Annotated in this window: 20 protein-coding genes; 7 read left to right on the plus strand and 13 right to left on the minus strand. The window is 73.1% G+C overall.

Going from position 1 to position 19532, the window contains the following annotated elements:
• Positions 1–67: 67 nt before the first annotated feature.
• The 3 genes from ACGFN2_RS16050 to ACGFN2_RS16060 all read left to right on the plus strand — a co-directional run bounded on the left by ACGFN2_RS16050 (position 68) and on the right by ACGFN2_RS16060 (position 2555).
• On the plus strand, positions 68–1156 hold the full coding sequence (locus ACGFN2_RS16050; protein WP_393360672.1) for a class I SAM-dependent methyltransferase: 1089 nt from the start codon (positions 68–70) through the stop codon (positions 1154–1156).
• An 86-nt stretch (positions 1157–1242) separates the two neighbouring features.
• Positions 1243–1989, plus strand: a complete 747-nt coding sequence (locus ACGFN2_RS16055; RefSeq protein ID WP_362613057.1) for a helix-turn-helix transcriptional regulator — start codon at positions 1243–1245, stop codon at positions 1987–1989.
• Positions 1990–2102: 113 nt separating this feature from the next.
• Complete coding sequence (locus ACGFN2_RS16060; RefSeq protein ID WP_362613060.1) at positions 2103–2555, plus strand: nuclear transport factor 2 family protein; 453 nt, start codon at positions 2103–2105, stop codon at positions 2553–2555.
• 30 nt (positions 2556–2585) lie between these two features.
• Here the strand turns inward: ACGFN2_RS16060 and ACGFN2_RS16065 are convergent, their stop codons facing one another.
• The 5 genes from ACGFN2_RS16065 to ACGFN2_RS16085 form a co-directional block, all read right to left on the minus strand.
• Complete coding sequence (locus ACGFN2_RS16065; RefSeq protein WP_393360674.1) at positions 2586–2948, minus strand: DUF4333 domain-containing protein; 363 nt, start codon at positions 2946–2948, stop codon at positions 2586–2588.
• A 5-nt stretch (positions 2949–2953) separates the two neighbouring features.
• Positions 2954–3661, minus strand: coding sequence for a hypothetical protein (locus tag ACGFN2_RS16070; RefSeq protein ID WP_362613065.1), 708 nt, complete (start codon positions 3659–3661; stop codon positions 2954–2956).
• A gap of 177 nt (positions 3662–3838) precedes the next feature.
• Positions 3839–4408: a histidine phosphatase family protein gene (locus ACGFN2_RS16075; protein WP_393360676.1), complete on the minus strand. Its 570-nt coding sequence runs from the start codon at positions 4406–4408 to the stop codon at positions 3839–3841.
• A gap of 43 nt (positions 4409–4451) precedes the next feature.
• Positions 4452–4904, minus strand: a complete 453-nt coding sequence (locus ACGFN2_RS16080; RefSeq protein WP_362613069.1) for a GNAT family N-acetyltransferase — start codon at positions 4902–4904, stop codon at positions 4452–4454.
• A 187-nt stretch (positions 4905–5091) separates the two neighbouring features.
• Complete coding sequence (locus ACGFN2_RS16085; protein WP_393360678.1) at positions 5092–6594, minus strand: PLP-dependent aminotransferase family protein; 1503 nt, start codon at positions 6592–6594, stop codon at positions 5092–5094.
• On the opposite strand from ACGFN2_RS16085, the gene ACGFN2_RS16090 reads away from it, so the two are divergent.
• Both ACGFN2_RS16090 and ACGFN2_RS16095 read left to right on the plus strand, forming a co-directional pair.
• Positions 6593–7558 (plus strand): DMT family transporter, encoded by a 966-nt coding sequence (locus tag ACGFN2_RS16090; protein WP_393360680.1) that lies wholly within the window; start codon positions 6593–6595, stop codon positions 7556–7558. The two genes, ACGFN2_RS16085 and ACGFN2_RS16090, sit on opposite strands and share 2 nt — an antisense overlap.
• Before the next feature lie 206 nt (positions 7559–7764).
• Positions 7765–7974: a DUF1918 domain-containing protein gene (locus ACGFN2_RS16095; protein ID WP_362613077.1), complete on the plus strand. Its 210-nt coding sequence runs from the start codon at positions 7765–7767 to the stop codon at positions 7972–7974.
• 272 nt (positions 7975–8246) lie between these two features.
• On the opposite strand, the gene ACGFN2_RS16100 is transcribed toward ACGFN2_RS16095, so the two are convergent.
• A complete protein-coding gene (locus ACGFN2_RS16100) occupies positions 8247–9473 on the minus strand; it encodes a glycoside hydrolase family 10 protein (RefSeq protein WP_393360682.1) in 1227 nt (408 codons plus the stop codon).
• A gap of 158 nt (positions 9474–9631) precedes the next feature.
• On the opposite strand from ACGFN2_RS16100, the gene ACGFN2_RS16105 reads away from it, so the two are divergent.
• On the plus strand, positions 9632–10489 hold the full coding sequence (locus tag ACGFN2_RS16105) for a 3-hydroxybutyryl-CoA dehydrogenase (RefSeq protein ID WP_362614829.1): 858 nt from the start codon (positions 9632–9634) through the stop codon (positions 10487–10489).
• 157 nt (positions 10490–10646) lie between these two features.
• Here ACGFN2_RS16105 and ACGFN2_RS16110 read toward each other — a convergent pair whose 3' ends face one another.
• The 4 genes from ACGFN2_RS16110 to ACGFN2_RS16125 form a co-directional block, all read right to left on the minus strand.
• Positions 10647–12083 carry an MFS transporter gene (locus ACGFN2_RS16110; protein WP_393360684.1) on the minus strand — a complete coding sequence of 479 codons (1437 nt, stop codon included), beginning with the start codon at positions 12081–12083 and terminating at the stop codon, positions 10647–10649.
• A gap of 100 nt (positions 12084–12183) precedes the next feature.
• Entirely contained in the window at positions 12184–13413 is a 1230-nt protein-coding gene (locus ACGFN2_RS16115) for a lysophospholipid acyltransferase family protein (protein WP_393360686.1), read from the minus strand.
• Positions 13410–14186 carry a phosphatidate cytidylyltransferase gene (locus ACGFN2_RS16120; protein WP_393360688.1) on the minus strand — a complete coding sequence of 259 codons (777 nt, stop codon included), beginning with the start codon at positions 14184–14186 and terminating at the stop codon, positions 13410–13412. Before ACGFN2_RS16120 ends, ACGFN2_RS16115 begins: the two co-directional genes overlap by 4 nt.
• A 68-nt stretch (positions 14187–14254) precedes the next feature.
• Complete coding sequence (locus tag ACGFN2_RS16125) at positions 14255–14869, minus strand: CDP-alcohol phosphatidyltransferase family protein (protein ID WP_393360690.1); 615 nt, start codon at positions 14867–14869, stop codon at positions 14255–14257.
• A gap of 598 nt (positions 14870–15467) precedes the next feature.
• Here ACGFN2_RS16125 and ACGFN2_RS16130 point away from each other — a divergent pair.
• The gene (locus tag ACGFN2_RS16130) at positions 15468–15725 is read left to right on the plus strand and encodes a hypothetical protein (RefSeq protein ID WP_362614837.1); all 258 of its coding nucleotides are present in this window, start codon (positions 15468–15470) and stop codon (positions 15723–15725) included.
• A 30-nt stretch (positions 15726–15755) separates the two neighbouring features.
• Here the strand turns inward: ACGFN2_RS16130 and ACGFN2_RS16135 are convergent, their stop codons facing one another.
• The 3 genes from ACGFN2_RS16135 to ACGFN2_RS16145 form a co-directional block, all read right to left on the minus strand.
• Positions 15756–16286: an NUDIX domain-containing protein gene (locus tag ACGFN2_RS16135; RefSeq protein WP_393360692.1), complete on the minus strand. Its 531-nt coding sequence runs from the start codon at positions 16284–16286 to the stop codon at positions 15756–15758.
• 68 nt (positions 16287–16354) lie between these two features.
• Entirely contained in the window at positions 16355–17692 is a 1338-nt protein-coding gene (locus tag ACGFN2_RS16140) for a transcriptional regulator (RefSeq protein ID WP_362614843.1), read from the minus strand.
• A gap of 193 nt (positions 17693–17885) precedes the next feature.
• Positions 17886–19109: a PP2C family protein-serine/threonine phosphatase gene (locus ACGFN2_RS16145; protein WP_393360694.1), complete on the minus strand. Its 1224-nt coding sequence runs from the start codon at positions 19107–19109 to the stop codon at positions 17886–17888.
• Between the last annotated feature and the right edge of the window lie 423 nt (positions 19110–19532).

The following is a 19532-nucleotide window of genomic DNA, read 5'->3' on the forward strand; positions in this document are numbered from 1 at the left end:
GCGAATCCCGTATGGCGCGCGGGGCGGGCGGGCTGCTGCAGTGGGAGAGGACCAGGAGGTGAGGGCCATGGCGACATCCGCCGAGGTCTCCCCGGGCGGGGCCCCGGACCAGGACCGGGTGCAGGAGTTCATGGAGCGAGTGATCGCCGACGGCGGGGCCGCGGTGGCCGGGCTCTGTACCTCTCTCGGCGACCGGCTCGGGCTGTACGCGGCCATGGCCGGTGCCGGTCCGCTCACCTCCGCGCAGCTCGCCGCCCGCACCGGGCTGGTCGAGCGCTACGTCCGGGAGTGGCTGGCCGCCCAGGTCGCCGGCGAGTACGTCACCTACGCGCCCGGCACCGACACCTACCTGCTGCCCGCCGAGCACGCCGCGGTCCTGGCGGACCCCCAACTGCCCACGTACGCGGCGGGCTTCTTCACCGCCATGCAGGCGCTCTACGCCACCGAGGACGCCCTGATGGACGCCTTTCGCACCGGCGAGGGCGTCGGCTGGGAGGAGCACGGCCCGGCGCTGTTCGCCGGCACCGCGAAGTTCTTCCGCCCCGGTTACGCGGCCTCCCTGGTCCCGGAGTGGCTGGCCGCCCTGGACGGCGTGCAGGAGAAGCTGGAGCGCGGGGCGCGGGTCGCGGACATCGGCTGCGGATACGGCTACTCCACGACGCTGATGGCGCAGGCCTTCCCCCGGTCGCACTTCCACGGCTTCGACTTCCACCGCCCGTCCATCGAGGCGGCCCGCGGCATCGCGGAGGAGGAGGGGCTGGCCGGCCGGGTCAGCTTCGAGGTCGCCACCGCCCAGGACTTCCCGGGCGAGGACTTCGACCTGATCACCTTCTTCGACTGCCTGCACGACACCGGCGATCCGGGCGGGGCGCTGCACCACGCCGAGCACGCGCTGGCCGACGGCGGGGTCTGCATGGTCGTCGAGCCGAACGCCTCGGAGCACGCCGAGGAGAACATCCACCCCGTCGGCCGGGCGCTGACCGCCGCCTCGGTCGCCGTCTGCCTGCCGTCCGCGCTGGCCCAGCACGGACCGCAGGCCCTGGGAAACCACGCGGGTGAGGAGGCGATGCGGGAGATCGCCGACGAGGCCGGCCTGCACCACTGGCGACTCGCCGCCGAGAGCCCCGTCAACCGCGTCTATGCCGTCGGGCGCTGAGCCGCCTGACGCGCCCGGCCGGTCTTCCCCCGGCCGGCCGGGTGGGCCCGTTTGACGGGCCCCCGCCCCCTCGGCACGCTGGACATATGACCGCGGCCGCGGAGGCCGGCCTGCGACGCATTCTCGCCGTCGTGGACCTCCTGATCGATGCCGTCGACGAGGAGACCCTTGTTCCGGCACTGCTTCCGCTGCTGCTCGGCGCGGTCCCCGGCGACAGCATCATCTGGTCCCCCCGGGCCGGCTCCGCCGACCAGCCGCTCACCCTGCCCGCCGGTCTGCTGACCCCGGAGGTACGGGAGGCCTTCGCCCGGGAGTCGGCGGCGGACTCGCTCGTCACCCACACCACCCTCGGCTCCGGCACCCCCATGCGGCGCTCCACGCTCCAGACCCGCGCCGAGTTCCACGCCCTGGCCGCCTACGCCGACGTCTACCGGCCGTTCGGCGCCGAGCAGCAGCTCGCGATGTCGTTCCCCGCGGGCTACGCCGCCGGGCGGCCGCGGAAGGTCTGTGTGGCGATCAGCCGCGACGGCAGCGATTTCTCCGACGACGACGTGGCGGCCGCCGCCCTGCTGCGTACCCGGCTCAGCCGTGTCCTCCACCGGCTCGCCCCGCAGTCGCCGCCGCCCGCGGTCACCCACCGCGAATCGGCCGTACTCGCCCTGCTCGCCCAGGGGCTGACGAACCAGCAGATCGCGCGACGGCTGGCGATCAGCCCGCGCACCGTCGACAAGCACCTGGAGCACGCCTACGCCAAGCTGCGGGTGGGCAGCCGGGTCGAGGCGGCGAACGCCTGGCTGACGCGCGGCCGGACGGCGGTGCCGCTCGGGCCGTAGGGCCTGGCGGAGCGGGCGGCGGGCGGGGCGCCGATGAGTTCCGGGACCGGTCGCGGTCCACCCTTCGGAGAGCGATTCCGGGCGCCCGGCGCCCGCCCGACGGAGGAGGACTCATGACCACCGACACCGCGCGCAGGACGGACGAGGCCCTGATCCAGGAGCTGCTGGCGGACCGGGCGGCCGCGACGAGGGAGCGGGACGCCCGGCGGTTCCTGGCGGCCTGTGCACCGGACCTCGTGGACTTCAGCCTCGCTCCCCCGCTCCAGTACAGGGGGCCCGAGGCGCTGGACCAGCAGGCCCTGGAGGCCTGGTACGCGACCTGGGAGGGGCCCGTCGAGGTGACGCAGACCCAGCTGGAGCTCACGGTCGGCGAGGACGTCGCGTTCGGCCACAGCATCAACCGGATGCGCGGCACGAAGACCGGCGGCTCCGAGGTGGAGCTGTGGAGCCGGGCCACCGTCGGCCTGCGCAAGACCGACGGCACCTGGAAGATCACCCACACCCATGACTCGGTCCCGTTCCTGATGGACGGGTCAGGGCTGGCCGCCCTGGACCTCGAACCGTAGGGGGTGCCCGTCCCGGCGAGCCCGCGCCGGTCAGCGGTGCAGGGCGTGCCGCCGGTAGGTGACCAGGTTGTGGCGGACGCGGGTGACCTCGACGGTCAGCTGGCGGTCCAGGCCGATGGGGAAGTGCGCCGTACAGCGCACCGCGTCGTACCGCACGGGCCGCAGGTCGCCGGAGCAGTGCACCGCGTCGGGCCCGTTGCGGAAGGGCAGGGTGAGCTGGCCGCTGATCGTTCTGGCGATCTCGGTGCGCGGCACGGTGTGGGTGCCGCCGTCGACCTCGCTGGTGGCGTCGCGGTCGCGGAGCCGGGCCGCGGTCAGCGCGAGCACGGCCGCCGCGGCGAGGGCCGTGAGGAGCCCGAGGACCCGGGCGCGCCGTGGCGGCGAGGCGCTCACCGCCGTCAGCTCCGGTCGCCGCGGGCGCGCCGGCGGCGGACCAGGGCGCCGCCGCCCGCCGCGGCCAGCAGCGCCGCTCCGCCGAGCGCGGTGGCCGCCCGGCCGGAGCCGGCCGCGCCGCCGAGACCGGTGTCCGCGCCGCCCTGCGGCACGATCTCCTCGCCGTCACCGGAGACCACCATGGTGCCGGTCAGGGTCCTGCGGCCGTCGCCGGAGCCCTTGCCGCGCCGTCCGCCGTCGGTGTCGGTGTCGCCGTGCTCCGTGCCGTAGGTCTCGCTCTGTTCCCCGGTGCCGGACCGGTCCGTTTCCAGGGCGCTCTGCCGGGCTCCGGACGCGCCGCCGCAGACGACGGTGACCCGGTACGAGCCGGGCGCGGTGCCCTCCGGCACGACCGCGCTGCCGCCCAGCCGGTCGCTCCGGGAGGACAGCTGCACCGCGGGGATGTCCGCGCCCTCGACGGTGGCCTCCGCGGAGTCGCCCCGGCAGGTCCCGCCGTCGTCGACGGAGAAAGCACCGCCCGGGGCCACCGGGTCGGGCTCGACGACCACAGCGGGCGTGCCCTCCGCGGCGGGGGCGACCCCGGTGACGGCGTCGGTCACCGTCCCGGAGGCCCCGGTGGCGGCGTCCGCACCGTCGCCGTCACCGAAGAGCAGCACCGACACCGCCAGCGCGCCGGCCGCCAGGGCGTACAGAGGAATGTGGCGTATATGCATAGACACGAGAGAAGCGCCCGGCCCGGCGGTGCGCACCTCGATGAGGTCCGCCACCCGGGCCCAACTGCGCGGAAGACGCCCGCCTTCCGCGCCTTTGTGCAGGTCAGGCGGGTGCGTACGCCCCGGACGGCGGAACCCTCCGGCTGGGCTTTCCGGGTGGTGCGCCCGGTGGCCCGCTCACGCCTCCAGCAGCAGGTCCCAGGTGCCGGGCCGGCCGGTGAGGGTGGTCACCGACAGCGGCTGGACATCGATCCGCCAGTAGGCGTGCGGCGGCGCCTGGAGCACATAGACCAGGGCGGCGCGGACGACGGCGGGTTCGGCGACCGCGAGCAGCCCGGCGGCGTCATCGGCCGGCCGGGTGTCGAGCCAGCCGCCGATCCGGGTGATGAACTCCAGCAGCGACTCCCCGCCGTGCGGTGCGGAGCGCGGATCGGCCAGCCAGGCCTCCACCCCGCGGGGTTCGGCGGCGGTCACCTCGCCCAGCGTGCGGCCGCGCCAGCGCCCCATGTCGCAGTCGCGCAGCGCCGGCTGGGCGAGCGGGCGCAGGCCGAGGGCCTCACCGGTCTGCCGGCAGCGGGCGGACGGCGAGCAGTAGCGGAGTTCGGCGGCGGCGAGCCGGCACAGGACGGGGGCGGCCCGCTCGGCCTCGTGCCAGCCGGCGGCGTCGAGCGGGCGGTCGTCGTCGAACCGCGTCTCCAGCAGCGTGGAGTTACGGGCCGCGGCGAGCAGCTTGAGTCGAACGCTCATCCGGCGATGGTAAGAGCAGCACGGCCCGCGCGGACCCCGTTGATCAGATCCCGACAGGACCCGGATCGCCCAGGCCGAGGGTCATCCACTGCTCCGGGGACACCAGGGAGCGGAAGCCGACCTTCTCGTACACGCCGTGGGCGTCCTTGGTGGCGAGCGTCAGCCGGCTCAGCCCGCAGGGCGCCAGACGGTCGGCGACGGCCTCGATCAGGGCGGTGCCCAGTCCCTTTCCGCGGTCGTCGCGGCAGATGTAGACGTCGCAGAGCCAGGCGAAGGTGGCCTGGTCGGTGACCACCCGGGCGTACCCGGCCTGGCGGCCGGAACCGGTCTCGTACAGACCGAAGTTGAGCGAGCCCGCGACGGCGCGGTCATGGAGTTCCCGGGGGCGGTCCACGGCCCAGTAGGCGTCGGTGGCGAGCCAGAAGTGGACCAGGTCGGCGTCCAGGCGGGCCGGGTCCGTGGAGATCTCGTAGCCGTCGAGGGCGTGATCATTCATGCCGGGAGAGTCCCAGAAGGGCGGGGCCGGCGTCGAACCGGTATACGAGGCTCAGTTCGGGTGGGTGCGGAGCGCGGCCGGGTGGCATGGGGCGGGCGGTCCGGGCGGCAGTCACCGGGCGGTCCGTCCCGCGCCCCCGGGGGTCCGGGCTGTGCTCCCCGGCCGAGCCCTTCCCGCCCGCCGCCCGTCAGCGCACCGGAACGCCCAGCTCCTCGCACGCCGTCCGGAGCCGGCGCACGCCCTCCGTGATCTCTCCGGTGCCGGACGCCGACGCGAAGCTCAGCCGCAGATAGGCCGCCGACGGCTCGGCGGCGAAGTACGGGCGGCCGCCCGCGACCGCGACGCCCGCCCGCAGCGCCGCCCCCGTCAGGGCCGCCTCCTCGGTCCCGTCCGGCAGCCGCAGCCAGAGGTGGAAGCCGCCGGGCGGGATGTACCGCCCGCCCGCGGGGTCCGGCCCGTACGCCGCGCCGGACCCCGGTGCGCGCCCGGCCAGTGCGGGCAGCTCCTGGTGCAGCGCGGCGGTCAGGGCGTTCCTGCGGGCGGTCAACTCCCCCGCGATCAGGCGCAGATGGCGGGGCCAGGCGGGCGATCCGACGAGTTCCAGGGCGGCCTCCTGCAGTGGCCGGGGCACGAAGAAGCTGTCGACGACCTGGATGGCGCGCAGCCGGTCGAGCACCGGGCCGCGGGCCGCCAGGGCACCCACCCGCAGGTTGGCCGAGGTGGCCTTGGTCAGCGAGCGGACATGCACGACGGTGCCGTCCCGGTCGTCCGCGATCAGGGTCGGCGGGAGGGTGGGGGCGTCAGCATGGGCCAGCAGCCGCGCGAAGTCGTCCTCGATCACGAAGGCACCCGCCGCCCGCGCCACCCGCAGCACCTCGCGCCGCCGCTCCGCTGCGAGCACCGCGCCGGTCGGGTTCTGGAACAGCGGCTGGCAGACGAACAACCGGGCGCCGCTGGCCCGGAAGGCGTCGGCGAGCAGATCCGTACGGACCCCGCCGGTGTCCACCGGCACCGGCACCGGCCGCAGCCCGGAGGCGCGGGCCACGGCCAGCATGCCCGGGTAGGTCGGGGACTCGACCAGCACCGGGGCGCCGGGCGCGGCCAGGGCCCGCAGTGCGGCGGTCAGCGCGCTCTGGCCGCCCGCGGTGACCAGGACGTCGCTGGCGGCGAGCGGGCCGCCGGCCCCGGCGATCTCCCGGGCGAACCAGGCCCGCAGCTCCGGCACGCCTTCGAGCGGCGGCCGCCCCCAGGCGCCCGGCCGGCGTCCGGCACGGGCCAGTGCGGCGGCCAGGGCGCGTTCCGGCTGCAGATCGGAGTGCAGATAGCCGCCGTTGAGCTCGATGACGCCGGGGCCGGGGACGCCGAGCGTGGCCACCACGCCCGCGGCGTCGACGCTGCGCGGCACCTGGTCGCCGCCCGGGTCCGCGCTCAGCGTGATCTCCTGCCAGGAGGTGTCGACCGGCCGGGGCGCCTCCTCGCGCGGCTCGGCCCGGAAGGCCCCGGCGCCGGGGCGGGTGGTCACCAGGCCCTCGGCGGCCAGCTCGGCGAGCGCCCGGGAGACGGTCACCGGACTCACCCGGTGCCGCTCCACCAGCGCACGGCTCGATGGCAGCTTCTCTCCAGGAGAGTAGCGATTCAGCTCCGCACGGAGAATCGCGGCCAGTTCAGCCCCACTGCTACGCTCTTGCATGAGAGACAACGATAGCGCTACCGCGACGACCACGATAGCGGTCCACACCCCGGCCACCGCCGGCCGGGACGCCCCGGCGGCCACCGCCCCCGCGGCCCGCGGCCGCCTCGTCAGCCGTGGCGCCCTGCTCGCCGCCCTCGGCGTGGCCTCCTTCTCGCTCACCTTCCCCGGGACCGCCTGGGCGCTGGAGGGCATGGGCCCCTGGACCGTGGTGATGCTGCGCAGCGTGCTCGCCGCCGTACTGGCCGGCGGCGCGCTCGCCGTCCTGCGGGTGCGTCTCCCCGAGCGGCGGCACTGGGCGGGCCTCGCGGTGGTCGCGGGCGGCGTCGTCCTCGGCTTCCCGCTGCTGACCACCCTCGCCCTCCAGACCTCCACCACCTCGCACGCGGCCGTCGTGGTGGGTCTGCTGCCACTGACCACGGCCGCCTGCTCGGCCGTACGGACCGGGGTGCGGCCCTCCCGTACGTTCTGGGGCGCCTCGCTGGCCGGCGCCGCCGTCGTCATCGGCTTCGCGGTGCAGCAGAGCGGCGGGGCGCCGGGCCGCGGCGATCTGCTGCTGTTCGCGGCGCTGCTGGTGTGCGCGGCCGGCTACACCGAGGGCGGCCGGCTGGCCCGCCATATGCCGGGCTGGCAGGTGATCGGCTGGGCGCTGGTCCTGGCGCTGCCGGTGACGGTGACGGGCGCCGCGGTGGCGCTGTCCACCGAGCCGCTGCGGCTGACCGCGCACGCGGTCGCCGGGCTGCTGTGGCTGGCGGTCGGCTCGCAGTTCCTCGGGCTGGTCGTCTGGTACCGCGGGATGGCCGCCATCGGCATCCACAAGGCGAGCCAGCTGCAGCTGGCCCAGCCGCTGCTGACGCTGGTCTGGTCCGTGCTGCTGCTGGGCGAGCGGCTCCCGCCGGCCGCTCCGGCGGCGGCGCTGGCGGTCCTGGCGTGCATCGTGGTCACCCAACGGGCCCGCGGGTGACCGACCGACCGGCCAGAAGGGGCTGAACCACCACTTACCGGGTGCAGCCCTCACGTACGGACGTAAACTTGCCGCGAAGGCAGTTACCGCCGTCCCGGGCTGCTCCAGGCCCGTGAACCGTTGAAACCGTTGGCCGTTCAACCGTTGGCCGTCCACGCTGTCGGCCGAACCGGGCGCACGGCCGCCCCGAAGCGGGGAGGACCCTCATGCACGCAAGCAGGGGCGACCGGCTGGTGGTGCACGGCAGGACCGTCGGGCATCACGACCGGGTTGTCGAGATCATCGAGGTACTGGGCACGAACGGCGACCCGCCCTACCGTGTCCGTTCCGAGGACGGGCACGAGGCGATCATGTCGCCCGGCCCCGACTCCGTCGTCCGGCACGGCAAGACCACCGACGTGGACTCCCGCCGGTAACCGGACCCCGTACGCGGAGCGCCACCACAGCCGCGCGGACGCCCCCTCGCCCGCGCGGCCCGCTCCTAGGGCCTGTCGTCAAACTCCCGCCTGCCCCGCGACGCCTGGCACGCACTCCCCCACGCCTGAAGGGCGCGGGGGGACCCCCATGCTGCGTTGTCGGGTTCACCCCGATACACCCAGTATCGGGGCGACCCTCCGCCTTGCGATCGCACGCACCAGACGCCGCGGGGCCGCCCTTCGGGCGAACGACGGGAGTTTGACGACAGGCCCTAGGGACGCGCCGCGGCCGTGTAGTGATCGCGTACGACCCGCGCCATCGCGCCGGCCCGGTCCGTGGCCACCTCCTTGGCCGAGAAGTAGACATGGCCGCCCACCTGCGGATAGCGGCGGGCGAAGGTGAGGTGGCGGGAGAGTTCGGCCGGGTCCTTCCAGGCGGCGGGCTGGGTGTCACCCGCCTTGTAGAGGGCCTCGCCGATGTAGAGGTCCACATCGGTGCCGTCGACGGTCCGCGCCCACCAGGGCACGAGTTCCGCGTAGTCGGCAGGCGTGGAGCCGATCGGCCAGTAGACCTGCGGCACGATGTAGTCGAGCCAGCCCTCGCGCACCCAGCGGCGGGTGTCGGCGTACAGGTCGTCGTAGGTCTGCACGCCGGCCTTGGTGCGGGAGCCCTGCGGGTCGGTGCTCTGGTTGCGCCAGACCGCGAACGGGCTGACCCCGAACCGCACCGTGCGCCCGGACTGCTCGTTCCCGTCCCGGAGCTTCCCGGCCATCTCGCTCACCAGCCGGTCGATGTTGTCCCGCCGCCAGGCGGCCCGGTTCGCGAAGCCCCCGCCGTACTCCTCGAACGCCGCATCGTCGTCGAAGCGCTGCCCGGCGACCGGATACGGATAGAAGTAGTCGTCGAAGTGCACCCCGTCGACGGAGTAGCGCCGCACCGCGTCGAGCATCGCGTCCTGGACGAACGCGCGGACCTCCGGCAGCCCGGGGTTGTAGTAGAGCTTGCCGCCGTACGGCAGGACCCATCCCGGGTGACGGCGGGCGGGGTGGTCCGGGACGAGCCGGCCCGGGTCGGTGTGGTTGGCGACCCGGTACGGGTTGAACCAGGCGTGCAGTTCGAGATCGCGCCGGTGCGCCTCGCGCACCGCGAAGTCCAGCGGGTCCCAGCCGGGGTCCCGGCCCTGCTGCCCGGTCAGGTACTGCGCCCAGGGCTCGAACGACGACGGCCACAGGGCGTCCGCGGTGGGCCGCACCTGGAAGAACACCGTGTTGAGCCGGCGGGCGACGGCCGTGTCGAAGTGGGCGCGCAGTTCCCGCTGTTGCTCGGCGGGCCCGAGCTTCGCGCTGGAGGGCCAGTCGAGGTTGGCGACGGTCGCCAGCCACATCCCGCGCAGCTCGCGCCGCGGCGCCCCGCGCGCGGCCGCCGCCCCCGTGGCCAGCAGTGAGGAGGCCGCGCCCAGCGCGGCCGCGGCGAAGGTCCTGCGAGTGATCCGTCTCATCAAAAGTCCCCAGGTTGTCCGGTTCGTCCCTCCTGAGGGCTCAGAATGCCCGCCCCGGCAGCGCTGGCCCAGCACCGCGCGGAGTAACGTCGGGGTCGAGGCGGGTGCCGGACCCTTACGGCGTACCGCCGGTCCTGAAGATCAGCGAAAGGCACGATGTGACCGACATCCAACGCGTCGGAGTGGTCGGCTGCGGCCAGATGGGCGCAGGCATCGCCGAGGTGTGCGCCCGCGCCGGACTGGACGTGATGGCCGCCGAGACCACCGGCGAGGCTCTGGAACTGGGTCGCACCCGTTTGACCAACTCCCTCGGCAAGGCCGCCGAGCGCGGCAAGATGACCATCGCGGAGCGCGACGCGACGCTCGGCCGCCTCAGCTTCACCACCGACCTCGGGGAGTTCGCCGACCGCGATCTCGTCATCGAGGCCGTGGTGGAGAACGAGCAGGTCAAGACGGAGATCTTTCAGGTCCTCGACCAGGTGATCACCCGCCCGGACGCCATCCTGGCCTCCAACACCTCGTCGATCCCGCTGGTGAAGCTGGCCGTCGCCACCTCCCGCCCCGACCAGGTCATCGGAATCCACTTCTTCAACCCGGCGCCGGTGCAGAAGCTCGTCGAGCTGATCCCGGCGCTGACCACCGCCGAGGAGACCATCAAGCGCTCCGAGGCGCTGGTGCAGGACGTGCTGGGCAAGCACGCGATCCGCGCCCAGGACCGCTCGGGCTTCGTCGTGAACGCGCTGCTCATCCCGTACCTGCTCTCCGCGATCCGGATGTTCGAGTCGGGCATCGCCAGCCGCGAGGACATCGACAACGGCATGGAACTGGGCTGCGCCCACCCCATGGGCCCGCTCAAGCTGAGCGACCTGATCGGCCTGGACACCGTCGCCTCGGTCGCCGCCTCCATGTACGAGGAGTACAAGGAGCCCCTGTACGCCGCTCCCCCGCTGCTCGCGCGGATGGTGGATGCGGGGCGGCTGGGGCGGAAGTCGGGGTCGGGGTTCTACGCGTACTAGAGGTAGTGCCCTGGAGCGCGTACCAGAGCCTCTACCAGGGCCGCCGAATGGCGCTGTTCCAGGGCGAGTTCCCCCGGAACAGCGCCAGCAGCGGAATTGCCGGCAGGTGAACTTCCGCGACGCCGCCAGGTCCTCAGCCGGGCCTGGCACCTGGACGTCACGTCCGGCGTCGGACAGTGGCAGCCGATTCGCGGTGCAGGGCGAGGTACGTCACTGCGCTGATCAGGACGACGGCAGCCAGAAACCACCAGACTCGGTGGTAGTCCCCCAGGATCGTTCTGCCTGTGGGAGTCCCGAGGACGGCCACGAATGCGCTGACCCCGAGCAGCGCTCCGAGCTGCCGGAAGCTGTTGTTGATGGCTGTGCCGACACCGAAGCGCTCGGGTGGCAGCGCCTTCGCGGCAGCACTGTTGAGCGTGGAGAGGGCCAGGCCGACCCCGATACCGTTGAGTATGAGGGTGGGCAGCCAGTGTGCGGCCCAGTGCGGCGAGGTGCCGGTGCGCAGGGCGAGGGCAGCGGCGCCGGTGGCGTAGAAGAGGGCTCCGGCGGTGAAGACCACGCGGTAGCCGAACCGTTCGGCCAGCCGGCCGGCCAACGGCGCCACGAGCGCGGTGACGAACGCACTGGGGCTGACGGCCAGCGCGGACTTCAACACGGAGTAGTGCCAGACGTTCTGCAGGAACTGCAGGCTGGAGAGCAGGACGGCGAAGAAGGCCACCGAGAAGAGCAGTGTCGCGACGTTGGATGCCTGGAAGTTGCGAATCCGGAACAGGCTCAGATCGAGGGCCGGCCGCGAGGCGTGCCGTATCCGGCGGATCAGCGCGGGGACGAGGGCAACACTGGCCACAGCGGCGGTCAGGACGCGCGGATCGCCCCACCCCAGGCGCGGACCGTAGATGACGGCGAAGCTGAGCGAGGCGGGCGCGGCGGCGCTCATGGCGATGCCAAGGGGGTCGGGGAAACCTCCGCTCCGGGCGTTGAGGGTCTCGGTGAGCAGGCGCGCGCCCCAGGCCGCAGCGAGGAGACAAATAGGGAGATTGAGCAGGAAGACCCAGCGCCAGGTGAGGTATTCGGTCAGGAGCGCTCCCAAGGTCGGGCCGATCGCGGTGGCCACGGCCGCCATGGCGCCCCAGGTGCTGATCGCCGTGGCCCGGCGCTCCCGAGGGAAGGTGTGCAGGAGGAGCGCCATCGATGTCGGGACGATGACAGCGCCGAAGACGCCTTGGGCAGCCCGCGCTGCGATGAGGATGCCGAGGCCGGGAGCGAGACCGCACAGGGCGCTGCTGAGCGCGAAGCCGACGAGACCGATCTGAAAGAGGCGCTTGCGACCGTAGGTGTCGGCCATCTGCCCGGCCGGGATCAGGAACGCCGCGAAGACGAGGGTGTAGCCGTTGAGGACCCACACGAGGCGCGTGATGCCGGCATCGAAGCTGTGACCGATCGTGTCGAAGGCTACGTTCACGATCGTGGTGTCGAGGAAGACGATGAACACGCCGAGGCTGGTCAGGGCCAGGATGCGGCGGCCCTCCCCTGGTGAGACGGATATCGTGCAGTCGACCGGCGCCGTCGCTTCCGGGACAGGCTGAGTGGACATCGGCGGACAACTCCTCACGCGGCTGTCGGATTTCGGCGAGCTGGGGGCGTCCCGTCGGCAGGGCCTACGACACGGGCGCGACCGACCCACGGGGGTCGTGTCAGCTCCACATATGGATGACCAGGGCGAACAGTGCAGTGAAGGCCGCAACCAAGAGGATCAGGTACTGCGGGAAGAAGCGCCGCCAGCGCTGGGTGAGCACGCCCACCAGCGTGAGTCCCAGACCGAGGGTGACGATGCGCTGGCCGCGGGCGACAGCGGAGCGCAGCACCCAGTCGCCCGCGGGAACTCCGGCTCGCCCCGCCTCGGCCGCGTACACCTTGTAGGGGATGCCGCTGGCGGGCTGGTGTCGTACCGCGGCGGCGCCCTCCTGCCGGATTTCGTGCCGCGCCACCGTGTGCATGCGTGGGGTGGTCAGCGGTTGTGGCAGGCGGATGTGGGTTCCGGAGTACAGGACGAGCGCGACCAGACCGCCGGCGACGCTGGCCACCGCAGCACCCGCGGTGAGCCGCACTCCTACCCTGGGGGCGGCAACGCACAGGACGGCGAGCACGATCTCCGGCAGCAACGGCCAGCTCAGTGCCTCGGTGAAGGACCAGGCGGCGACCAGGCCCAGGCCCCAACCGGAGACCGCCAGCGCGGCGGCCCGGCGCCGGACCCGGCTGTCGCGGGGCTGACACTCGGCGAGAAGTGCGATGACCTCCTTGCGGGCGGTGTCGGCATCGGCAACCGCGAGTGGTCGCCCGACGCGCACCTGGACGGCCTGCGGACGCAGTCGTCCTCCCTTGGGCAGCAGTTCGGAGGTGCCGGACAGGGCGACGGGGACCACCGGCACACCGTTGGAGGCAGCCAGTTCGACGGCACCCCGGTGGAATCTGCGGACCCCGCCGTCGCTTCGGGTGCCTTCGGGAAACACGACCACCACGTGTCCGGCGCGCAGCAGGGGACCAGCGATGTCCTGGAGGTCGGTATAGCCGCTGCCGTGGCGGCGTACGGGAAAGGCGGCGGCCAGGACCGAACTCACCAGGCGGCGCAGTCTGCTCCGGTACCAATAGTCTGCGGCGGCCGCCACCTGGGGGGCGTGAGCCGCGTGAAGTGCGGCCAGGAGCGCTGCGGTGTCCGCGTGCGAGGAGTGGTTCGCCACCACCACACAACCACCTCGCGGCAGCTTCCCGTGCACCGAGATGCCGCCCGTGAAGAAGAGGAAGGTCCGCCAGAACCGCCGGCGCAGCCACGCAGCGAGCAGCAGCCGGACAGCGGGCCGTGCGCTCCGCCCGGCGACCTCCGAACGCCTCGTGGTCAGCGGCCCGGTTGCCGCATTCTTCGTCATTGCACAGCTCCCAACAGGAGAAGGGTGACAAGAAGAGAGTCGATGCGGTCCAGAAGCCCACCGAACCCGGGCAGCCAGCGGCCCGCATCCTTCACACCGGCACCTCGCTTGATCATGGATTCGAGCAGGTCGCCCAGTGCGCAGCCGCCGAGCACGGCAAGCCACCTCAACGGGGTCCACGCGTCCATAACCCCCAGCGCCACAGCGGACAGGGCGCCTGAGCCCACAACTCCGCCCCACGACTTGGCGGGCGAGAGGGCGGACAGGGGCATACTCAGGGGGCCGGAGCGCCCCAGTATCCGCCCACCGCACCAGCCGCCCACGTCCGCGAAAGCCACGCTGACGCAGATCACGATGGCGGCGTCTCCCAGGGACACCAGTCCGGAGAGAGCGACGGGCAGCCAGAGAAGTCCGAAGGTGGTCCTGGCTGCACGGCCGGCGCCATGGGTGATGTCCTGGCCCAGCAGAGGCGGCAGTACGGCCACACAGAACAGCACACCGGCCATGGGCAGGGTGAGCAGTCCGGGGCGCAGCCAGGCCACGAGCGGCATGAGGACCGCGGCGCAGAGGAGCACGGCGCCGTCGGCAGGACGCTGGTCCACCATGCGCGCGTACTCGACGGCTCCCACCACGCCGAGCCCGGCCGCGAGCAGGACGGCTCCGGGCGGGCCGAAAGCCAGTGTCCCGTAGAGGATTACGGAAATGACACACCAGGTCCGCCAGCGGCGGCGCAGTTCGGCATTGTGGACGAAGAGAAGCGCGAAGCCGCTCACCGTGAGTGTGCCGACGAGGAGGGGTGCAACTCGCGTCATCGTCGGCGAAAGCGATACCGCCGAGAGAATCACAACCTGCCGCCCATGGGAGCGCGATCCTCACCGAAACGGCCGTTGCACAGGGCCTTCACCTTCAACAGTCGCAGCCCGGCCGTCAGCAGAGAACCGACAATCAGCACCACAGCGGCGAGCGTGAACCAACCGGTTGCCGCGGCGATCGCGATGACGAGGCAGCGTTCGGTCTTGCCCACCGGGCCGCCGTTGATTCTCTGCACCCCGGCTGCCGCCCCGGCGAGGGAGATCCACGACGGAGCGGAACCGGCCAGCAGGGCACCGAGAACGAGCGGAAGCGAGGTATGCGGCACCAGGCCGAGCATCATCACGAGGTCGGCCGCTCGATCACCGACTTCATTCAGGACCGAACCCAGACGGGTCTGCGTTTCTGTTTCCCTGGCAATGGAGCCGTCAAGATTTGCGCAGGCCAACCGCGCCGTCAGGAACCCCGCAACGGGAAGCACGGCCCACGGTATTGGCAACATGGCAAGGGATATTGCGGCGGCCCCTGCACACAGTATTCCAGCGAAGGTGACGACATCGGGAGAAACGCCAACCCGAATCAACTGTCGCTGCAACACAGTCAATCGGCGGGCGAACCACGGCTTGAGTGCGTATAGCCCATTCACGGTCGGACGCTAACAAGCGTGTGGAGCGGGCGAATACCCCGCGTACCGAACGTTAGTGAATGCACCAGGGAACCGCCTCATGGCGGACCAAAGCTTGTCCCCATAAAGCATTTTGACGCATCAGGACATACCGGCCGTCAAGGAGTTGGGCGCTGGGAGGGCGCATGCGGGCGATGCTGTCCTCACCATCGCCATGTCACAACGGACGCCGTCGAGCCCGGTGCACCGGTCGGCAAGACCGAGGGGGGCGGGGTGCGCGTACTGAGCCCGGGGCCGTCCGCCCGCCGCTCGGGGGAGAAACCGGCGGGCGGACCCCGGGCCGGCGGGCGCCCGTCCGCCGGCGTCGGCCCCCGTGGCACCTCCGAGTCAACCCCCGCGCGGGCGCGTACGGGAGCGTGTGAAGCGCGTGGGTCGGAGTGCGCGGTTCACACCCCGTGCGAACGGCCAGCCGGGCCGTCACCCCGTGTCACTTCGCACGGGGTGTGAACCGCAGACCCGGATCGCCCCGCCGCACACGCTCCCGCCCGTCGCCGCAGCGCAGTTGACTGAGGGCCGTACGCACACCGGAGCCACCGACCGAGGAAATGAGGAGCGGACCGTGACCGCCCACCCCGAACCCGACCTGGTAGCCGCCGACTTAGCCGAGCTGAGACGTCTGCTCGACGTCCGCAGCGCCCGGGTCGACGGCCACCTCGCGCTGCTCGCCCAGCGCTCCGAGCAGTACGAGCGTGACGCGGACGAGGTACACGCCCGCGTCACGCGGCTGGAGAGCACCCGCTGGCCGCTGCCGTCCCTCGCCGCGCTCACGGGGCTCGCGGCGCTGGGGGTGGCGCTGTGGCAGGCCCTGGGCCGGTGACCGCAAGGCACGGTCACCGGCCGGTTCCGGTCAGCCCAGCCGGAGGTGATACAGCATCAGCAGCGCGGCGGCCATGTTGGCGGCCGGCACCTCCCCCCGCGCCACCATGTCGGGCACCAGCTTCAGCGGCACCCACTCCCGCCGCTCGGACTCGAAACCGTCCTGGGGCGGGCCGGTGTACGTGCCCTCCTCGGACCAGTAGATGTGATGCCGCGCGTCGGTGAGACCGTTGGACGGCTCCACCGTGAGGAGGTGGTGGAGGGGCCCGGGGCGCCACCCGGTCTCCTCCTCCATCTCGCGCGCGGCCGCCGCCGCGGGGTCCTCACCGTCCTCGACGACGCCGGCGGCCAGCTCCCAGCCCCAGGTGTCGGTGATGAAGCGGTGCCGCCACAACAGCAGCACCTCGTGGGCCTCGTTGACCACGGTGGCCACGGCGACGGGCCGCATCCGGATCAGATAGTGGTCCAGGTGCCTGCCGTCCGGCAGTTCCACATCGGCCAGGTTGACCCGGAACCAGGGATTCGCATAGACGGGCTTCTCGCTGAGATTGTTCCAACGCACGTAACTGCCACCTTCCGCTGTAGGGCCGGCAAGGTGACACGAGCCCGGACAGGGGCGTGTCCGACGCCCTACAGCGGCACGCGCAGCACCTCGTCGATGAGATCGGCAGCCTCGTCCGTCGCGGAGCTCCCGGTCTCCGCCAGATGTTCGCGCACCGCCCGCAGCCGGTCCCGCAGCCGATGCGACTCCATGCCGCGAGCCTGCTCGGTCATCTGCGCGGCATTGGCCACGGCCCGGTCCGCATCGCCTTGACGCAGCTCGATATGGGTGAGCATGGCCAGCCGGTGGACCCGGCCGCGGTCGTGTGCGGGGGTGTCCACGGCGGCGTCCGCCTGTTCCCGGGCGGCCCGTAAGTCCCCCAGGCTGAGCAGCGCCTCCGCCACCTGTACGTTCACCAGGCCGGGCTGGACGTAGCCCGTCTCCGCCGGTTCGAGACCGGGCCGGATGCGCTCAGCGGCCGCCTCGGCGCGCCGGATGCACGACAGCGCGCCGGCGCCGTCGCCGAGCCGGGCGTAGGCCTTGGCCTGCATCGCGTGGAGGTCCGCGGAGAGCGCCGCGGTGATCTGCGGACCCGCGGCCCGCAGCGCCGCCTCCGCGAAGGCGACCGCCTGACGGTGTTCCCGTACGAAGAGGGACTGGTTGACCAGCAGCGCGATGACATACGCGCCGAGGCCGCGGTCCCCGCTGGCCTTGGCCAGCCGCAGCGCCTGATGGAAGTAGCGCTGGGCCAGCCCGAGAGCGTCCGAGTCGTACGCGCAGATGCCGGCGACCGCGACCAGCCCGCCGGTCGCCCGGTGGAGCTGACGCCCCGTCGCATCGCTGTAGCTGCCCCGCAGCAGCGGCGCCGCCTCGGCGTTGAGGAATCCCACGATGCGTGCTCTGGTAGCGATACCACCCGCCTTCCGGTACATCGCCTCGTAGTGCGTCCGCGCGGTGCGCAGCATCTCGATGTCGGCCCGGCCGACCCGGGTCAGCCCGTCGCGCGAGACATCGGAGTCCTCCGGCGGGTTCTCCCACTCCCATACGGGGATGACCGCCGAGGTGCCGGTGAGCGCCGGTGCGTCGAGGATGTGCGGCCGCTGCTGCTCGTCGGACCGCCACAACGCGGTGGCCCGCTCGACGAAGCCGGAGAGCGGGGTGTCGTCGGCCCGCCGCGCCCCCGGACCGCTGAAGCCGATGTCGGCGAGCCCGACCGGCCGGTGCAGCCGTTCGCCCAGGATCTCGCAGATCAGGTCGGGCACCTGCCCCCGCGGCCGCTGCCCCTTCAACCACCGGGCCACCGCGGTGTGTTCGTACCGCAGCGCCAGACCGCGACTCCGGCCGAGCCGGTTGATCCGCGCGGCGAGTCCGGCGTGCGAGATGCCGGACTCGTCGAGCATCGCGTCCAGCAGGGTGTTGGGCTCCATACCGGCCTCCCGGTGAGCCGGACCGGTCCACCGGCCGCCCGCTCACGGCCTCGTCGACAGGACCACTCCGTCAGTGACCACTCCGTCAGTTGAGCGTAGTGAACGCCCCCTCACACGGGGTGTGAAGGGGCGTGCGGCCGCCACGACGCTGACCGGCCGGCTTCCCGCCCGGGTGTACGGGCGCCGGGCCCGGCTATTCGGCCCGTCCCGCCACCGCCCCACCCGGCCCCGGCCCGGTCGCCTGGGCCGGCACCCGCACCCGGTCGTTGCTCAGCATCAGCAGCGCCACATCGTCCGTCAGCCGGCCACCCGCGTGCCGGAGCAGCGCCGTCCGCACCCTCCCGACCACCCCCGCCGGCGAGGGCCCGCACGGCGCCGCGGCCGCCTCGACACTGCTGCGCAGCTCCTGGGTCAGCGGAAAGAACTCCCCGGCCGCGTCCCGCGCGTCGGCCGCCCCGTCGGTGTGCAGGAACAGGCCCTCACCGGGCCGCAGCCGCCCGCAGCGCACCGCGGACAGCTCCTCCGGCAGCGGGAAGAGCCCCAGCGGCGGCAGCGGATCGGCCTGAGCGACCGGCGCGACCGCCCGGCAGCCGATCCGATAGGGCCACGGATGCCCGCAGTTGAGCGCCGTGACGGACCCGTCCCGGGCCACCTCCACCAGCAGCAGCGTCACGAACTCCTCCGCGAGCGGGCTCCCCGCCCCGTCGCCGGACGCCGGCCGCTCGGCGTGTGCCCGCTCCCGCAGATGCCGCGCGTGCGAGCGCTCCATCCGGCGCAGCACCTCGCCCAGTCCGGGTTCGTCGTGCGCCACCTCGCGAAAGCTGCCGAGCATCGCCGCGACCGTGCCCATGGCGTCCAGCCCGTGCCCGCGCACATCCCCGATCACCGCCCGGACCCCGTACCGGGTCCCCACGACCTCGTACAGATCCCCGCCGACGACGGCCCCCTCGCTCGCGGAGAGGTGGTCGGCGGCCAGCAGCACCCCGTCGATCCGGCGCGGTAACGGCCGCAGCAGGACCCGTTGAGCGGCGGCGGCGACCTCCCGGGTCCGCTCCAGCTCCCGCAGCAGCCGCAGCCGCCGCCCGGCCGTCAGATAGCTGGCACCGATCACCGCGAGGATCGCCCCGCAGGTCACCAGGCGGGTGCCCGGCCCCGCCCCGCCGTCCACCCCGCCGATCGGCACCAGGGCGAGCAGCGCGCACAGCCCGCCGAGCAGCACGCACTGCCGGCGGCCGGTGCCCGCGCAGGCGATGGCCGGTGCGGCGGCCAGGAGTGGCAGCAGCCGGCCGCTGGTCGGGTGGCCCAGCTCCCAGGCCACCACGCCGAGCACCCAGAGGCCGGGCAGGACGAAGACGACAGCGCGCCGGGCACGTGCCGCCCCGGCGGGTGCTCCGCCCCTCGCCCGGTGTCGGATCATGCCGATGGTCCCCCCAGGGCCTCTCGTTCGGATCGTGCCGGGCCCGCCCGCCCCCTGACCGCGCCCCGCGGCCTGGCCGCCGGGGCTCCGCTCGACGGTCCGGTGCGCTCCGGACGGCAGAACCAGGCCGGTGGCCCCCACCCAGGTCACGAGCGGGTCGGTCCGGGCCGCTGCCGCGGTCACACAGGGGCCCGACGACCCGGCCGATTATCGCGACGTTCCGTGTCCATACGACGACGATCCGTACACCATCACCCGATGGAGTGATGGCGTACGGATCTGACCGTCTCCCCGGGGGCCCCCGGCCGCCCCCTCTCCCCCACGGAACCCGCCCGCCGCACACCGAAAACGGTGAGGGCGCGGACGGTGTGCACCGTCCGCGCCCTCACCCCGCACACCCGCCGTCACGGCGGTCGCGGGCCG

The organism is Streptomyces sp. NPDC048612 (genome assembly GCF_043199295.1).
Taxonomy (GTDB): domain Bacteria; phylum Actinomycetota; class Actinomycetes; order Streptomycetales; family Streptomycetaceae; genus Streptomyces.

Bases quoted from the DNA above. Each gene is read 5' to 3' on its own strand.
- ACGFN2_RS16115 (WP_393360686.1), bottom strand. From the start codon at position 13,413: ATGACGAAGAATGCGGCAACCGGGCCGCTGACCACGAGGCGTTCGGAG.
- ACGFN2_RS16060 (WP_362613060.1), top strand. From the start codon at position 2,103: ATGACCACCGACACCGCGCGCAGGACGGACGAGGCCCTGATCCAGGAG.
- ACGFN2_RS16085 (WP_393360678.1), bottom strand. From the start codon at position 6,594: ATGCAAGAGCGTAGCAGTGGGGCTGAACTGGCCGCGATTCTCCGTGCG.
- ACGFN2_RS16050 (WP_393360672.1), top strand. From the start codon at position 68: ATGGCGACATCCGCCGAGGTCTCCCCGGGCGGGGCCCCGGACCAGGAC.
- ACGFN2_RS16100 (WP_393360682.1), bottom strand. From the start codon at position 9,473: ATGAGACGGATCACTCGCAGGACCTTCGCCGCGGCCGCGCTGGGCGCG.
- ACGFN2_RS16110 (WP_393360684.1), bottom strand. From the start codon at position 12,083: ATGTCCACTCAGCCTGTCCCGGAAGCGACGGCGCCGGTCGACTGCACG.
- ACGFN2_RS16075 (WP_393360676.1), bottom strand. From the start codon at position 4,408: ATGAGCGTTCGACTCAAGCTGCTCGCCGCGGCCCGTAACTCCACGCTG.
- ACGFN2_RS16090 (WP_393360680.1), top strand. From the start codon at position 6,593: ATGAGAGACAACGATAGCGCTACCGCGACGACCACGATAGCGGTCCAC.
- ACGFN2_RS16055 (WP_362613057.1), top strand. From the start codon at position 1,243: ATGACCGCGGCCGCGGAGGCCGGCCTGCGACGCATTCTCGCCGTCGTG.
- ACGFN2_RS16080 (WP_362613069.1), bottom strand. From the start codon at position 4,904: ATGAATGATCACGCCCTCGACGGCTACGAGATCTCCACGGACCCGGCC.
- ACGFN2_RS16095 (WP_362613077.1), top strand. From the start codon at position 7,765: ATGCACGCAAGCAGGGGCGACCGGCTGGTGGTGCACGGCAGGACCGTC.
- ACGFN2_RS16070 (WP_362613065.1), bottom strand. From the start codon at position 3,661: ATGCATATACGCCACATTCCTCTGTACGCCCTGGCGGCCGGCGCGCTG.
- ACGFN2_RS16145 (WP_393360694.1), bottom strand. From the start codon at position 19,109: ATGATCCGACACCGGGCGAGGGGCGGAGCACCCGCCGGGGCGGCACGT.
- ACGFN2_RS16140 (WP_362614843.1), bottom strand. From the start codon at position 17,692: ATGGAGCCCAACACCCTGCTGGACGCGATGCTCGACGAGTCCGGCATC.